Annotated in this window: 17 protein-coding genes; 5 read left to right on the top strand and 12 right to left on the bottom strand. The window is 67.0% G+C overall.

The genetic code is table 11. The features are described from left to right. Positions 1 to 581: 581 nt before the first annotated feature. Positions 582 to 2,471: a molecular chaperone HtpG gene (htpG, locus tag AC5P9I_RS15090; RefSeq protein ID WP_049468731.1), complete on the top strand. Its 1,890-nt coding sequence runs from the start codon at positions 582 to 584 to the stop codon at positions 2,469 to 2,471. Positions 2,472 to 2,612: 141 nt separating this feature from the next. Here the strand turns inward: htpG and AC5P9I_RS15085 are convergent, their stop codons facing one another. Further along, positions 2,613 to 2,912, bottom strand: coding sequence for a flagellar basal body protein (locus AC5P9I_RS15085; RefSeq protein WP_049468732.1), 300 nt, complete (start codon positions 2,910 to 2,912; stop codon positions 2,613 to 2,615). Positions 2,913 to 3,041: 129 nt separating this feature from the next. On the opposite strand from AC5P9I_RS15085, the gene ftsY reads away from it, so the two are divergent. The 3 genes from ftsY to AC5P9I_RS15070 all read left to right on the top strand — a co-directional run bounded on the left by ftsY (position 3,042) and on the right by AC5P9I_RS15070 (position 5,822). Continuing rightward, a complete protein-coding gene (gene ftsY / locus AC5P9I_RS15080) occupies positions 3,042 to 4,340 on the top strand; it encodes a signal recognition particle-docking protein FtsY (RefSeq protein ID WP_049468735.1) in 1,299 nt (432 codons plus the stop codon). Positions 4,341 to 4,422: 82 nt separating this feature from the next. Then, positions 4,423 to 5,547 (top strand): A/G-specific adenine glycosylase, encoded by a 1,125-nt coding sequence (gene mutY / locus AC5P9I_RS15075; protein WP_049468736.1) that lies wholly within the window; start codon positions 4,423 to 4,425, stop codon positions 5,545 to 5,547. A 5-nt stretch (positions 5,548 to 5,552) separates the two neighbouring features. After that, positions 5,553 to 5,822: an oxidative damage protection protein gene (locus AC5P9I_RS15070; RefSeq protein WP_019661206.1), complete on the top strand. Its 270-nt coding sequence runs from the start codon at positions 5,553 to 5,555 to the stop codon at positions 5,820 to 5,822. Positions 5,823 to 5,896: 74 nt separating this feature from the next. Here AC5P9I_RS15070 and AC5P9I_RS15065 read toward each other — a convergent pair whose 3' ends face one another. From AC5P9I_RS15065 to AC5P9I_RS15020, 10 genes are all read right to left on the bottom strand, one after another. After that, positions 5,897 to 6,346 carry a DUF6491 family protein gene (locus AC5P9I_RS15065; RefSeq protein ID WP_049468738.1) on the bottom strand — a complete coding sequence of 150 codons (450 nt, stop codon included), beginning with the start codon at positions 6,344 to 6,346 and terminating at the stop codon, positions 5,897 to 5,899. 107 nt (positions 6,347 to 6,453) lie between these two features. Continuing rightward, positions 6,454 to 7,167 (bottom strand): lipoprotein-releasing ABC transporter ATP-binding protein LolD, encoded by a 714-nt coding sequence (gene lolD / locus AC5P9I_RS15060; RefSeq protein ID WP_049407617.1) that lies wholly within the window; start codon positions 7,165 to 7,167, stop codon positions 6,454 to 6,456. Then, the gene (locus AC5P9I_RS15055) at positions 7,160 to 8,401 is read right to left on the bottom strand and encodes a lipoprotein-releasing ABC transporter permease subunit (protein ID WP_049468740.1); all 1,242 of its coding nucleotides are present in this window, start codon (positions 8,399 to 8,401) and stop codon (positions 7,160 to 7,162) included. The genes lolD and AC5P9I_RS15055 overlap by 8 nt, the downstream gene beginning before the upstream one ends. 23 nt (positions 8,402 to 8,424) lie before the next feature. Next, entirely contained in the window at positions 8,425 to 8,874 is a 450-nt protein-coding gene (locus AC5P9I_RS15050) for a hypothetical protein (RefSeq protein ID WP_049468742.1), read from the bottom strand. Continuing rightward, the gene (locus tag AC5P9I_RS15045) at positions 8,825 to 9,073 is read right to left on the bottom strand and encodes an FAD assembly factor SdhE (RefSeq protein ID WP_004153155.1); all 249 of its coding nucleotides are present in this window, start codon (positions 9,071 to 9,073) and stop codon (positions 8,825 to 8,827) included. The genes AC5P9I_RS15050 and AC5P9I_RS15045 overlap by 50 nt, the downstream gene beginning before the upstream one ends. Positions 9,074 to 9,171: 98 nt before the next feature. Further along, positions 9,172 to 9,957: a succinate dehydrogenase iron-sulfur subunit gene (locus AC5P9I_RS15040; protein WP_005409079.1), complete on the bottom strand. Its 786-nt coding sequence runs from the start codon at positions 9,955 to 9,957 to the stop codon at positions 9,172 to 9,174. Between the two features lie 66 nt (positions 9,958 to 10,023). Continuing rightward, the gene (sdhA, locus tag AC5P9I_RS15035; RefSeq protein ID WP_053463388.1) at positions 10,024 to 11,814 is read right to left on the bottom strand and encodes a succinate dehydrogenase flavoprotein subunit; all 1,791 of its coding nucleotides are present in this window, start codon (positions 11,812 to 11,814) and stop codon (positions 10,024 to 10,026) included. Positions 11,815 to 11,845: 31 nt separating this feature from the next. Next, the gene (gene sdhD / locus AC5P9I_RS15030; protein WP_049468748.1) at positions 11,846 to 12,232 is read right to left on the bottom strand and encodes a succinate dehydrogenase, hydrophobic membrane anchor protein; all 387 of its coding nucleotides are present in this window, start codon (positions 12,230 to 12,232) and stop codon (positions 11,846 to 11,848) included. Continuing rightward, complete coding sequence (sdhC, locus tag AC5P9I_RS15025) at positions 12,229 to 12,621, bottom strand: succinate dehydrogenase, cytochrome b556 subunit (protein WP_005416132.1); 393 nt, start codon at positions 12,619 to 12,621, stop codon at positions 12,229 to 12,231. Before sdhC ends, sdhD begins: the two co-directional genes overlap by 4 nt. 56 nt (positions 12,622 to 12,677) lie before the next feature. Further along, positions 12,678 to 12,848: a DUF1674 domain-containing protein gene (locus AC5P9I_RS15020; RefSeq protein WP_005409075.1), complete on the bottom strand. Its 171-nt coding sequence runs from the start codon at positions 12,846 to 12,848 to the stop codon at positions 12,678 to 12,680. Between the two features lie 39 nt (positions 12,849 to 12,887). On the opposite strand from AC5P9I_RS15020, the gene ygfZ reads away from it, so the two are divergent. Beyond that, complete coding sequence (gene ygfZ / locus AC5P9I_RS15015) at positions 12,888 to 13,760, top strand: CAF17-like 4Fe-4S cluster assembly/insertion protein YgfZ (protein ID WP_049468750.1); 873 nt, start codon at positions 12,888 to 12,890, stop codon at positions 13,758 to 13,760. Positions 13,761 to 13,863: 103 nt separating this feature from the next. Here the strand turns inward: ygfZ and AC5P9I_RS15010 are convergent, their stop codons facing one another. Further along, complete coding sequence (locus AC5P9I_RS15010; protein WP_049468752.1) at positions 13,864 to 14,946, bottom strand: ABC transporter ATP-binding protein; 1,083 nt, start codon at positions 14,944 to 14,946, stop codon at positions 13,864 to 13,866. Between the last annotated feature and the right edge of the window lie 287 nt (positions 14,947 to 15,233).

Below are 15,233 nucleotides of genomic sequence, written 5' to 3'. Positions count from 1 at the left end.
CTGCTTACATCCACGGCTTCTACAATCCAGCCCGGCTACACTCGGCGCTGGGCTACCACTCGCCTAACAACTACGCCCGGCAGCTCCGGACTGCCGCCTGAAACGGCTTCATGGCGTCCGTTTTCAGGGGGCCAGATCAGACACCCCCACAACCTGACCCACCCCACCTTCGACAGTTTCCTGCGATCTGTCGGAACAACTCTTGGGGTCAGATCCGTTTTCCTGCGGAAAACGGATCTGACCCCAGATTTATTTCGATATCTGACAGATGTGTCGACCAAGGTCGACACCTACCAACAGCCGAGTGAACCTGTCAGAGGCGGGGCGGTGTGGGTTGGCAGGACCGTTGGCGCCATGGATGGCGCCATCGAGCCCCCATGGATGGGTTCACGGCGTGTCCTGCCAACCCAGACCGCCCCGCCATCCCACGGATAGCTCGCTGTTGCTGTTGCTGTTGCATCGGCCTCTGCAGGTGCAGGGCTGCAAGCCCGGCCGACCAACCCCTTGATTTCGGGACAATCACCCCTACCCCTTGGCGAGGCCGCACGCGCTGGCGCGGCATTGCAAACGGAGCCTTATCGATGACCGAGACGACCCAGACCGAAACCCTTGGCTTCCAGACCGAAGTCAAGCAGCTGCTGCAGCTGATGATCCACTCGCTGTACTCCAACAAGGAGATCTTCCTGCGCGAGCTGGTCTCCAATGCCGCCGACGCCGCCGACAAGCTGCGCTTCGAGGCCCTGACCCAGCCGGCCCTGCTGGAAGGCGACAGCGAGCTGCGCGTGCGCGTCAGCTTCGATCCCACCGCCCACACCATCACCATCGAAGACAACGGCATCGGCATGAGCCGCGCCGAGGCCATTACCCACCTGGGCACGATCGCCAAGTCCGGCACCGGCGACTTCCTGCGCCAGCTGTCCGGCGACCAGAAGAAGGATTCGCAGCTGATCGGCCAGTTCGGCGTCGGCTTCTACAGCGCCTTCATCGTTGCCGACGAAGTGGAAGTGACCTCGCGCCGCGCCGGGCTGCCTGCCGGCGAAGGCGTGCGCTGGACCTCGCGCGGCGAAGGCGATTTCGAGGTGGCCACCGTCGACAAGGCCGAGCGCGGCACCCGCATCGTGCTGCACCTGAAAGACGGCGAGCACGACTTCGCCGACGGCTGGCGCCTGCGCAGCATCCTCAAGAAGTACTCGGACCACATCGGCCTGCCGATCCAGATGCCGAAGGAAGGCGAAGAAGGCGCCGCCGTCGAGTGGGAGACCGTCAACCGCGCCAGCGCACTCTGGACCCGTCCGCGCACGGAGATCAGCGACGCCGAATACACCGAGTTCTACAAGCACGTGGCGCACGACCACAGCGACCCGTTGGCGTGGAGCCACAACAAGGTCGAAGGCAAGCTGGAGTACACCTCGCTGCTGTACGTGCCCGGGCGCGCGCCGTTCGACCTGTATCACCGCGATGCCCCCAAGGGCCTGAAACTGTACGTGCAGCGCGTGTTCGTGATGGACCAGGCCGAACAGTTCCTGCCGCTGTACCTGCGCTTCATCAAGGGCGTGGTCGATTCCAACGACCTGTCGCTGAACGTCTCGCGCGAAATCCTGCAGTCCGGCCCAGTCATCGATTCGATGAAATCGGCGCTGACCAAGCGTTCGCTGGACATGCTGGAGAAGCTGGCCACCGACAAGCCCGAGCAGTACGCCACGTTCTGGAAGGAATTCGGCCAGGTGCTGAAGGAAGGCCCGGCCGAGGACTACAACAACCGCGAGAAGGTGGCCGGGCTGCTGCGCTTCGCCTCCACCCGCGGCGACGGCGATGCGCAGACGGTGTCGCTGGCCGATTACCTCGGCCGCATGACCGAAGGCCAGGACAAGATCTACTACCTCACCGGCGAGAGCTACAGCCAGGTGCGCAACAGCCCGCACCTGGAAGTCTTCCGCAAGAAGGGCGTGGAAGTGCTGCTGCTGACGGACCGTATCGACGAATGGTTGATGGGCTACCTGACCGATTTCGACGGCAAGGGCTTCGTCGACATCGCACGTGGCGACCTCGACCTGGGCGCACTCGAAAGCGAAGCCGACAAGCAACAGCAGGAAGCAGCGGCGAAGGAAAAGCAGGGCCTGGTCGAGCGCCTGAAGACGGTGCTCGGCGATGAGGTGGCCGAAGTGCGCGTTTCGCACCGCCTGACCGATTCGCCCGCGGTGCTGGCCATCGGCGAACAGGACCTGGGCCTGCAGATGCGCCAGATCCTCGAAGCCAGCGGGCAGAAGGTGCCGGAAAGCAAGCCGGTGCTGGAGATCAACCCGGGCCACCCGCTGATCGCCAAGCTCGACGCCGAAGCCGATGGCGCGCGCTTCGACGACCTCGGCCGGGTGCTGTTCGACCAGGCCGCGCTGGCCGCCGGTGACAGCCTGAAGGACCCGGGTGCCTATGTGGCCCGCCTGAACAAGCTGCTGCTGGAACTGTCGGCCTGACCGACAGGGTGGCGCCGGGCATGGCCCGGCCTACCCGGCGATGCTCTGGTAGCGGCCAACCTTGGTTGGCGCCCCAAAAGCGTGCCAACCAAGGTTGGCACCCACCAGGCGCGGCAGTTGGCGCCTACCGAGACGGGCTGATCAAACCTCGCGATCCAGCAGCGAACCCAGCATCTGGTCCTGGCGGCGGATGACCGCGGCATTGGCGGCGAAGGCCACTACTTCGGCCTTGGCCGCCAGCAGATCGCCGAGGGGGGCGCCCGGATCGGGGGCGGTGCTGGTCACCGCCGTCGCCACCCCGCCCTGCGCCACCGCATTGCGCTGCAACTGCAGGCGCTGCGCATCGGGGGTGGACAGGTTGGCCACGTTGTGCGCGGCTACCTGCATGCCCTGCTGGGCCGCGCGCATGCCACCCAGAGCGGTTCCCATCACGTTGTCCATGGCGGTCTCCGGGCCGCACGCCGCAGCCCTCCTGACCGGTTAACGGCCGGCACGCCGCGACCTTGAGTCCACATCGGCCCGACAGGCCCGAGTGGTAGCATATCCCCCTGATTTCAGCGCCTTTTGCCAATGCTCAGTTTTTTCCGCCGCAAGAAGCCCCAGGACGCCGCCGCACCGGACGCGCCCAAGACCCAGCACTACTCGGCTGAAGAGCTGGCGGCGGCGTTCCCGTCAGCCGCCCCGGCCGAGGACGCGCCCACCACTGCGGTGGCCGAAGCCGTAGCGCCGGTACCCGTGCCGGAACCGGCCCCCGTCGCGGTACCGGCGCCGGTCACCGAAGTGCCCGCCGTGCCGGCTGCGCAACCGGTCATCGCGGCCGAGGATGTCCAGGCCGAAGCGCTGGCCGCCGCCGCCGTGCTGGCCCCGCTGGCTCCGGTCGTTCCGGCCGCGGAGCCGGCCGCCCCGGCCGCCGATCTGCCGGCGCTGGTCGATGCCCCGCCAGCCCCGGCCGGCAAGCCCGGCTGGCGCGAACGCCTGCGCAACAGTGTCATCGCGCGCAGCTTCGGCGGCCTGTTCTCGCGCAATCCCAAGCTCGACGACGACCTGCTGGACGAGCTGGAGACCGCACTGATCACCGCCGACGTCGGCGTAGGTGCCACCACCGACCTGGTGGAAGGGCTGCGCAAGCGCATGAAGTCGCGCGAGTTCGCCGACGCCAATGCGCTGCTGGCTGCGCTGCGCGCCGAGCTGATCGCGATCCTGCAGCCGGTGGCCAAGCCGCTGGTGATCGACCGTGCTGCCAAACCCTTCGTGGTGCTGACCGTCGGCGTCAATGGCGTCGGCAAGACCACCACCATCGGCAAGCTGGCCAAGCGCTTCAAGGACGACGGCCACAGCCTGATGCTGGCCGCCGGCGATACCTTCCGTGCCGCTGCCGTGGCCCAGCTCCAGGCCTGGGGCGAGCGCAATGGCGTGGCCGTGGTCGCGCAGGGGCAGAACGCCGATGCCGCGTCGGTGGCGTTCGACGCGCTGCAGGCCGGCAAGGCGCGCGGCACCTCGGTGCTGATCGCCGACACCGCCGGCCGCCTGCACACCCAGTCCGGCCTGATGAACGAGCTGGGCAAGATCCGCCGCGTGCTCGGCAAGATCGACCCCACCGCACCGCACGAAGTGCTGATGGTGATCGACGGCACCACCGGCCAGAACGCGCTGTCGCAGCTGCGCCAGTTCAATGCCGCAGTGAACGTGACCGGCCTGGTGGTGACCAAGCTGGACGGCACCGCCAAGGGCGGCGTGGTGTTCGCGCTGGCCCGCGAGTTCGGCATTCCGATCCGCTTCGCCGGCATCGGCGAGCGCCCGGAAGACCTGCGCGTGTTCGACCCGGAAGCCTTCGTCGATGCCCTGCTGCCCGAAGCGCTGGGCGCCTGATACACCGCGCCGCCACGCATGACGTGGCGCTACTGATATCTGGTAGCGCCACCCCATGGGTGGCTGCCTCTCTGGAACACCCATGCCCCGCCAGCCGCACGCCAGCGCCGGATCCCCGCACACCGACGACTTCGTCGCCCGCCTGCTGCACTGGTTCGACGACCACGGCCGCCACGACCTGCCCTGGCAGCATCCGCGCAGTCCCTACCGGGTCTGGCTGTCGGAGATCATGCTGCAGCAGACCCAGGTGGCCACGGTCATCCCGTACTTCCTGCGGTTCCTGCAGCACTTCCCGGCCTTGCCCGACCTCGCCGCCGCCAGCAATGACGCGGTGATGGCGCAGTGGGCAGGGCTTGGCTACTACGCCCGCGCACGCAACCTGCATGCCGCCGCCAAGCGCTGCGTGGAACTGCACGACGGCGACCTGCCGCGCGATTTCGACGCGCTGCACGCGCTGCCCGGCATCGGTCGCAGCACTGCCGGCGCCATCCTCAGCCAGGCCTGGAACGACCCGTTCGCGATCCTCGACGGCAACGTCAAGCGCGTGCTCAGCCGCTACCACGGCATCGACGGCTTCCCGGGCCTGCCGGCCATCGAGAAGCAGCTATGGGCAATCGCCGAGGCGCACGTGGCGCAGGTGCCGGCCGGGCGCATGGCCGATTACACCCAGGCGCAGATGGATCTGGGCGCGACGGTGTGCAGCCGCGCCAAACCGGCCTGCGTGATCTGCCCGCTGCAGGACGCGTGCGTGGCGCGGCGCGAGGGCCGCACCGCTGAACTGCCCACGCCCAAGCCGGGCAAAACGCTGCCCGAGCGCGAAGCGGTGGCCCTGCTGCTGCGCGACGCCCAGCAGCGCGTACTGCTGCAGAAGCGTCCGGACACCGGCATCTGGGCGCAGCTGTGGACGCTGCCGCAGGCCGAGGCCGGCAGCGTGCTGCAGGACTGGTTCGATGCGCACGTGGAAGGTTCGCTGGAAGACGCCGAGGCGCTGCCGGTGCTGCAGCACACCTTCAGCCACTACCGGCTGCACCTGCAGGTACTGTCACGGCAGGTAGACGGCCTGCGCGTGGAAGAACCCACGCTGCGCTGGGTCGCCGCCGACGAACTGCCTTCGCTGGGCCTGCCGGCACCGATCCGCAAGCTGCTCGACGGTGCCACGATCAGGACGCCGAAACGAAATTCCAAGAAACCCCGCAACCACGAGTGAGTGCCATGCCCCGAACCGTCTTCTGCCAGTACGAACAACGCGATGCCGAGGGCCTGGACTTCGTGCCCTACCCCGGCGAACTGGGCCAGCGCATCTTCAACAACATCGGCAAGCAGGCGTGGGCCGCGTGGCTTGCGCACCAGACCATGCTGATCAACGAAAACCGGCTGTCGCCGCGGACGCCGGAACATCGTGCGTTCCTTGAAGGCGAACTGGTCAAGTTCCTGTTCGAGAAGGACGCGGAAAAGCCGGCCGGCTTCGTTCCGGAAGCCTGACCCACAGGTAGTGCCGGCCGCTGGCCGGCATCCTGGCATCTGCGCGATGTCGGCCAGCGGCCGGCACTACCGCGCTAGTTCGTATTTTCCTCGCGCTCCTGCACCTGCGCCTGGCGCAGCTCCTGCTCGGAGGCACGCAGCGCCTTCACATCCAGCTTGCGGATGCTGTGGATGAAGCACGGCATGCGCGGGCCACCGGTCGGGTCACGCACCAGTACCTTGTCGAAGCGCGACGATACCCGGCCCATGCTGCTGGTGAGCCCGATGGCCGTGGCGTAGGGCAGGTCCGGGCACGGGCCGCTCAGTTCCAGCAGGTAGGCCTCGCTCGGCCGGGTCCACACCGCCAGCGCGCTGTCACCCAGTTCGGTCCAGCCATTGAGGCTGCCGAAGAACGGCATGTCATTCTGCGGCGCGCCAGCATGGGCGCGGTACAGGCCGAGCTTTTCGGTGCTGCTGAGCCGGCCGGTGGTCGCACAGGCGGCCAGCGCCAGACAGAGTCCGGCAATCAGGAGCGGGGTCTTCATGGCGATCTCCTCGGGGAACCTGCCGCGATCATGCGCCGGCCGACGTGCGGCCGGCGCGATGGCAGGTATACCCGTTCAGGCACCGGGAGGCGGCCGTTGCCGGGCGCTCAGACGTCGGCGTGGGCGAGCGCGTGCAGGCGGCCTTCGCGCAGCTCCAGCACCCGGTCCAGCCGCCGCGCAAGGCTGCGGTCGTGGGTGACCAGCACCAGGCTGGTGTGACGGGCACGGTTGAGTTCCAGCATCAGCTCGAACACGGTGCCCGCGGTGCGGTCATCCAGATTGCCGGTCGGCTCGTCGCCGAGCACGCAGGCCGGATGATTGACCAGCGCACGGGCCACTGCGGCACGCTGGCGTTCGCCGCCGGACAGCTCGCCGGGCTTGTGGTCCAGGCGATGGCCGAGGCCGACCGCTTCCAGCAGCGTGGTGGCCCGGCTGCTCGCTTCGGCCACGGCGGTGCCGGCCAGCAGCACCGGCATCATCACGTTTTCCAGCGCAGTGAATTCCGGCAACAGGTGGTGGAACTGGTAGACGAAGCCCAGCGCCTGGTTGCGCAGCAGGCCGCGCGCGGTATCCGACAGCGCCGACATGCGCTGGCCCGTGACGTACACCTCGCCTGCGGTCGGAACATCCAGCCCCCCCAGCAGGTGCAGCAGCGTGCTCTTGCCCGCGCCGGAGGCACCGATGATCGCCACCGTCTCGCCGGCGGTCACGGTCAGGTCCAGGCCATCGAACACCGGGGTCTGCATGCGCCCTTCGGCGTAGGTCTTGCCCAGTGCTTCGGCGCGGATCACTTCATCGCCACGGTTGAAGACCTTATTCATAACGCAGGGCCTCCGCCGGCTGGGTGCGTGCTGCCCGCCAGGCGGGATACAGGGTGGCCAGGAAGCTCATCAGCAGCGCGACCACGGTGATCGCCACCACGTCGCCGGTCTGCATGTCGGTCGGCAGGCCGGTGATGTAGTACACATCCTCCGGCAACAGCTTGACGTTGAACACGCGCTCGATGGCGCCCAGGATGCGCTCCAGGTTGAGAGTCAGCGTGATGCCGCCGATCAGGCCGGCCAGCGTGCCGAAGATGCCGATCAGCGAACCCTGCACCATGAACACCTGCATCACCCCGCCCGGGGTCAGGCCGAGGGTGCGCAGGATGGCGATGTCGGCCTGCTTGTCGGTCACCAGCATCACCTGCGAGGACACCAGGTTGAAGGCCCCCATGGCGATGATCAGCGACAGCAGGATGCCCATCACCACCTTCTCCATGCGCAGCGAGTGGTAGAGGTTGGCGTTCTGCTGGGTCCAGTCACTCACGCGGTAGGCCCCCCCCAGGCTCTGCGCCAGGTCCACGCCCACTTCCAGCGAACGGTCCATGTCGTGCAGTTTCAACCGCACGCCGGTGGCACCGTCGCTGCGCAGTACGCGCTCCAGGTCCTGCATGTTGGCGAAGCCGACGCCCCGGTCGACCTCGTTGTAGCCGGCCTCGAAGATGCCACTGACGGTGAAGCGTTTCATCCGTGGCACCGCACCGGCAGGCGTGCCCTGCACTTCGGCAAATGTCACCAGCACCTGGTCACCGACATCGACGCCGAGCCAGATCGCCAGTTCCTTGCCCAGCAGCAGGTTGAAGCTGCCCGGCGTCAGGCTGGCATAGCTGCCCTTGGTGACCTTCTTGTCGATCACCGATACCTTCGGCTCCAACGCCGGATCGATGCCCTGGATGATCGCACCCTGAACGCGCGGGCCGCTGATCATCGACTGGATCTCGATGTAAGGCGCGGCACCGGCCACGCGCGGATCCTTGCGGGCCACGTCGACGACGCGCATCCAGTCCGGCATCGGCTCGCCGTCGCGGCTGATGGTGGTGTGCGCGGTCATCTGCAGCAGGCGGCTGCGGATTTCCTTCTGGAATCCGCTCATCACCGCCAGCGTGGTGATCAGCACCGTCACGCCGAGCGCGATGCCCAGGATCGATGCCATCGAGATGAAGGAGATGAAGCCGTTGCGGCGCTTGGCGCGCAGGTAGCGCAGGCCGATGGCCACGGGAATGGGTTTGAACATGCAGGCACGCCGGTCAATTCAGCTTATGGTGCCATTGACCGGGCCCGACGGGAAACGCTGCGTGCGGCCACGGCCAGTCGCAGTTCACGTCGCTGCCCGGAATCGAGCACATCCGGCCAGAACAACAGGCGCTGGCGCCTGCCGCCCTCACGCCAGAGCAACAACAGCCAGGGGCCGCGTACGATCAGCCGCGGCGCATCGATGCCCTGCCCGCCCACCTGCAGCGGCTTCGGAGGCAGGGGCAGAAGCAGCTGCGTGCGTGGCCGGCGCTGGCGCCAGGCCAGCTCGGTGCCCCCGGCGCCCCAGGCCAGCAACACCGCGGGCATCAGCAGTTGCGGCGGCAGATCCGATGCGCGCAGCAGCCAGGGCGCGGCCAGCAACACCGCCAGCTGGGCGGCGGCCTGCAGCCGCGAGGGACGCCACTCAAGGCTTGAGGGCGAGGATCTTCTGCATGAGGGGGATCGCGTGCGCATGCGGGCAGGCCTCGTAGCCCATGAACCAGCGCCACAACTTATCGTCCTCGCAGTCGAGCAGGAACAGGAAAACTTCGCGTTCTTCGGTCGGCGCAGTGCTCCACTCCCGGTCCAGGTAGCGGCCGAACAGCTGGTCCAGTTCGCGCATGCCGCGTCGGCAGCGCCAGCGCAGCTTCTTCAGCAGAACATCTTCTTCCATCGTGTTTCTCCAGATACAGCAAAGCCACGCATGGCGTGGCTCTACTGGGGTGGCACAGCCACGCGTCGCGTGGCTCTACCAGATACCGCCGGGCCTGATCAGGCGCGGCGTTCCATCATCAGCTTCTTGATCTCGGCGATCGCCAGCGCCGGGTTCAGGCCCTTCGGGCAGGTCCGGGCGCAGTTCATGATGGTGTGGCAGCGGTACAGCTTGAACGGGTCTTCCAGATCGTCCAGGCGCGCACCGGTGTCCTCATCACGCGAGTCGATGATCCAGCGGTAGGCCTGCAGCAGGATCGCCGGGCCCAGGTAACGCTCGCCGTTCCACCAGTAGCTCGGGCAGCTCGTCGAGCAGCAGGCGCACAGGATGCACTCGTACAGGCCGTCCAGCTTCTTGCGGTCTTCCGGCGACTGCAGGCGCTCGCGGTCCGGCGGTGCCGGGGTCTGGGTACGGATCCACGGCTTGATCGACGCGTACTGCGCGTAGAAGTGGGTCAGGTCCGGAACCAGGTCCTTGACCACGTTCATGTGCGGCAGCGGGTAGATCGGCACTTCCTTCTTGCCACAGTCCGAGATGGCTCGGGTGCAGGCCAGGGTGTTGGTGCCGTCGATGTTCATCGCGCACGAACCACAGATACCCTCGCGGCACGAGCGGCGGAAGGTCAGGGTCGGGTCGATCTCGTTCTTGATCTTGATCAGGGCGTCCAGGACCATCGGGCCACAGGCATCCAGATCGACTTCATAGGTATCGGTGCGCGGGTTGCTGTCGTCGTCCGGACTCCAGCGGTAGATCTTGAAGGTGCGCACGTTCTTGCCGCCGTTCTTGACGGGGAAGTGCTTGCCCTTCGTGATCTTGGAATTCTTGGGGAGTGAAAACTCGGCCATGGCTGCTCTCGTTGGCTCAGGCGGCCCGCGCCCGTGGGCGCGGATTGCATGGTAGGCGGGGTCGGATCAGTACACGCGCGGCTTCGGCGGCACCACGGACACGTCGTCGGTCAACGTGTACATGTGCACCGGACGGTAGTCGAAGCTGCACTTGCCCTTCTCGTCGACGCTGACCAGGGTGTGCTTCTGCCAGTTGACGTCGTCGCGGTCCGGATAGTCCTCGTGCGCATGCGCACCACGGCTTTCCTTGCGCTGTTCGGCCGAGTTGATCGTCGCCACCGCGTTGAGCAGCAGGTTGTTCAGCTCGTAGGTCTCGATCAGGTCCGAATTCCACACCAGCGAACGGTCGGAGACCTTCACGTCCTGGAACGAGTCGAAGATCTTGTCCATCTTCTCGCAGCCTTCCTTCAGCGTCTGGCTGGTGCGGAAGACCGCCGCGTCGGCCTGCATGGTGCGCTGCATGCGATCGCGGATGACCGAGGTCGGGGTATCGCCGTTGGCGTGGCGCAGCTTGTCCAGCAGGCCCAGCGCCTTGTCGCAGGCATCGGCCGGCAGCGGCTTGTGCGATGCGCCCGGCTTGATGGTCTCGGCGCAGCGGTTGGCCACCGCACGCCCGAACACCACCAGGTCCAGCAGCGAGTTCGAGCCCAGGCGGTTGGCACCGTGCACGGACACGCAGGCCGCTTCGCCGATGGCGTACAGGCCCGGCACGACCGCGTTGTCGTTGTCACCGACCTTCTGCACCACTTCACCGTGGTAGTTGGTCGGGATGCCGCCCATGTTGTAGTGCACGGTCGGGATCACCGGGATCGGCTGCTTGTGCACGTCGACGCCGGCGAAGATGCGGGCGCTTTCGGCAATGCCCGGCAGCTTCTCGTCGATCACGCCCGGGCCCAGGTGGGTCAGGTCGAGCAGGATGTGGTCCTTGTGCTCGCCGACGCCGCGGCCTTCGCGGATCTCGATGGTCATCGAACGGCTGACCACGTCGCGCGACGCCAGGTCCTTGTAATGCGGTGCGTAGCGCTCCATGAAGCGCTCGCCGCTGCTGTTGCGCAGGATGCCGCCTTCACCGCGGACACCCTCGGTGATCAGGCAGCCGGCGCCGTAGATGCCGGTCGGGTGGAACTGCACGAACTCCATGTCCTGCATGGCGATGCCGGCACGCATGGCCAGGCCGCCACCGTCGCCGGTGCAGGTGTGCGCGGAGGTGGCGCTGAAGTACGCACGGCCGTAACCACCGGTGGCCAGCACCACGCCCTGGGCGCGGAACAGGTGCAGGGTGCCGTCGGACATGTCCAGGGCCAGCACGCCGCGGCAGGCGCCTTCCTCGTCGAAGATCAGGTCGAGCGCGAAGTACTCGATCATGAAGCGCGCGTCGTGCTTCAGCGACTGCTGGTACAGCGTGTGCAGCATCGCGTGGCCGGTACGATCGGCCGCCGCGCAGGTACGCTGCGCCGCCGGGCCTTCGCCGTACTTGGTGGTCATGCCACCGAACGGGCGCTGGTAGATCTTGCCTTCGGCAGTGCGCGAGAACGGCACGCCGTAATGTTCGAGTTCGATGATGGCCGGGATGGCCTCACGGCACATGTACTCGATGGCGTCCTGGTCGCCCAGCCAGTCCGACCCCTTGATGGTGTCGAAGAAGTGGTAGCGCCAGTCGTCCTCGCCCATGTTGCCGAGTGCGGCCGAAATACCGCCCTGGGCGGCAACGGTGTGCGAACGGGTCGGGAAGACCTTGGTCAGGCACACGGTCTGCAGGCCCTTGGCGGCCAGGCCGAACGTGGCGCGCAGGCCGGCACCGCCGGCGCCGACCACGACCATGTCGTACTTGTGTTCGGTGATCTTGTAAGCGGACATCTAATCTGGATTCCTGTGTAGGTGCCTGGGCTCAGGCAACGCCGAGGGCGATGCGGCCCACCGCAAACACACTGACGATCATGCCGAGCACGGCGACGAACTTCACCGCGGTCTGCAGCACCAGGGCCAGCAGCGATTCGTGGATGTAGTCTTCCAGCACGACCTGCATGCCGAGCTGGGCGTGCCAGAACATGGCGATCAGCAGGCCGATCAGCGGCACCGCGTTCCACGGCTTGGCCACGGCCGCGGCGGCGGTCGCGTAGTCCGAGCCGAGCAGGCCCAGCACGAAGACCAGGAACCAGATGCCCAGCACCACCAGTGCGGCGGCGGTCAGGCGCTGGTGCACGAAGTGCTCGGTGCCGGTCTTGGCCGAGCCCAGGCCGCGCACGTTCTTCAACGGGGTACGGAACCTGCTCACGCGGCACCTCCGAACATCACATAGGCCCACACCAGCAGGGTGATCACCAGGCTGCCGATGACCGACAGCCAGCTGCTGCGGATGAAGGCGGGGATGCTGAAACCAATGGCGAAGTCCTGCACGACGTGGCGGATGCCATTGCACAGGTGATAGGCGAACGACCATGTCCACGCGAACAGGAACACGCGGCCATACCAGGCCCCGGCATGGCCGGTGAAGCAGTTCCAGGACTCGGGCCCCATCATCAGGGCCAGCAGGCCGGCAGCGATGATGAGGGCACCAACAGACAGAAAGATGCCAGTGGCTCGATGCAGGATCGAGGTGGCCATCTGAATCTGCCAGCGATACACCTGAAGGTGCGGGGAAAGTGGGCGTTGTCTGGTCGCCATTCGCTGGGCTCGTTGTCTCGGCTGGGCGGCACGCGGCCGCGTTGGCTCAATGCTGATCAGAAATCGATGCAGCGTCCGTTTTTCTCCCAATCGCCATACCGCACCGGATCAAGTCCGCCGCGGCCGCCGAATTCCTCCGCCTTTTCCTGTTCCACGGGCACGGGTGCCGCAGGGACCAGCGGGGCTTCAGATTCGTCGTCGGGAGTGGGGGTTGTTTGGCCTATCATGTTCGGTCTCGCAACGCACAAATTTTAGACCTCGTTCACGTGCCTGACAACCTGCCCCCTGCTTTCGTCGGATATCCGCGCCTGCCCGGCCACCAGCTGCTGAGCCTGCAGGGCCCGGATGCGGCCGTCTTCGCCCACGCCCAGTTCAGCAGCGATGTCACCGCCCTGCCCCTGCTGCACTGGCAGTGGAGCGCCTGGCTGAGTGCCAAGGGCCGCACCCTGGCGGTGTTCCAGCTGCTCCGGCTGGCCGACGATCACGTGATGCTGGTGCTGGCCGACGGCGATGCCGATGCGATTGCGTCGCAACTGCAGCGCTTCGTGTTCCGGCGCAAGCTGAAGGTGCTGCCTCGCGGCGACCTGGCAGTGGCCGGTGCGTTCACCGCGCCCGAGGCCGCCAGCGGCGCTGCGATCGCGCACGCCGGTGATGGCTGGGAACTGGACCTGGGCAGCGACGCCCTGCCGCGCACGCTGCGCATTGCCGCCGCTGATGCCTTCTCCATCGGCGGCGACGCCGACGAGGCCGCCTTTGCCCTGGCCTGGCGCCAGGCCGACCTGCGCTACGGCCTGCCGCGGCTGGAACACAGCCAGCGCGAAGTGTGGACCCCGCAGCAGCTCGGGCTGGACCGGCTGAACGGCTACAGCGTGAAGAAGGGCTGCTACCCGGGGCAGGAAATCGTCGCCCGCACCCATTTCCTCGGCAAGGCCAAGCGTGCAGTGCAGCTGCTGCATACCGCGGCCCCCGCACAGGCGGGCGATGGCGTGCAGCAGGACGGCGCGGCCCTCGGCACGATTGCCAGCGTAGCCGGCGAACTGGCCCTGGCGGTGCTGCCACTGGAGGCTGGCGACGCCGAGCTGCAGGTGGGTAATGCCATCGCGCAGCGCGTGCCGTTGCTGGATGGCCTGGCCCGCTGAAGCAGTCGGGGACCTGCACGGGTGAGTGCAGGAATGGTAGTGCCGGCCGCTGGCCGGCAACCATGCGGGGTTGAGGTTGCCGGCCAGCGGCCGGCACTACCCCTTACAGGCGCTCGCCGGTTTCCGCGTTGAAGAAATGCAGGCCCTGCGGGTGGATGGCCACCCGGATGTCTTCGCCCACGCCCGGCAGCGACTGCGGCGCCACGCGCATGGTCAGCGCGTGCTGGCCACTGCTCATGTTGACGAAGATCTCGTTGCCGACCGGTTCGATGCCTTCAATGCGCGCGATGAACGCGTGCGCGTCATCGGCAGCCGCCGGCTGCAGGTGCTCCGGGCGCACACCCACCGCGATCGGCTTCTGCAGCCACGCTGGATCGATCGTGGCCTGTCCCAGCGGCGCGCGCCATTCGCCGTCGACCACGGTCACGCCGCCGGCATCGCCCTGCAGCGTGCCGCGCAGCACGTTCATCGCCGGGCTGCCAAGGAAACCGGCCACGAACAGGTTGGCCGGGCGGTCGTACAGCGCCATCGGCGTATCGATCTGCTGGATGATGCCGTCCTTCAGCACCACGATGCGCTGGCCCAGGGTCATCGCCTCGACCTGGTCGTGGGTCACGTAGATCATGGTGGTGCCCAGCTTGCGGTGCAGCTGCGCGATTTCGGTGCGCACGCTGTGGCGCAGCTTGGCATCGAGGTTGGACAGCGGCTCGTCGAGCAGGAACACCGCCGGCTCGCGCACCAGCGCACGACCCAGCGCCACACGCTGGCGCTGGCCACCGGACATCGCCTTGGGCAGCTTGTCCATCATCTCGGTCAGGCCCAGCGTCTGCGCCGCCTCGGCAATGCGCCTGTCGATGGTCGCCTTGTCATGTCCGCGCAGCTTCAGGCCGAAGGCCAGGTTCTCGGCCACGGTCATGTGCGGGTACAGTGCGTAGCTCTGGAACACCATGGCGATGTCGCGATCCTTCGGCGCCACGTCGTTGACCACGCGATCGCCGATGGTCAGCGTGCCACCGCTGATCTCTTCCAGGCCGGCCACCATCCGCAGCAGCGTCGACTTGCCGCAGCCGGACGGACCGACCAGCACCATCAGTTCGCCATCGGCGACCTCGAAGGTGGCGTCCTTCACCGCGACCTGGCCGTTGTCATAGACCTTGCGCACACCCTGCAACTGCACTTTTGCCATATCACCTATCCGGTCCGCCCGAAGCCGGGCTGTCTTTTGGGACTGCCTCGGCCCTCCCGATGGCAGTGATGATTGCGCGCTTGCCGCATGACGGCGAGCACTGCAATCGAATACAGTTGCCCATTCTGCCATGTAAACGTTTTCACGTGGCACTATCCGATGATCGGTGCGCGCCGATCTGCGTCGGCGGTTGAACGAAGGTTCCGCCGAGGTGGTGGTTTCGAATGGAACGGTCTTCCAGTGCACCGGAGAACGCGCCCGACGAACCTCGGACAGGCAGTTGCGCG

It is taken from the genome of Stenotrophomonas sp. YJH_SMC_29, from assembly GCF_059371235.1.
Note: the sequence above shows the minus strand (reverse complement) of the source record. Positions and strands in the feature narration are given on the sequence as shown.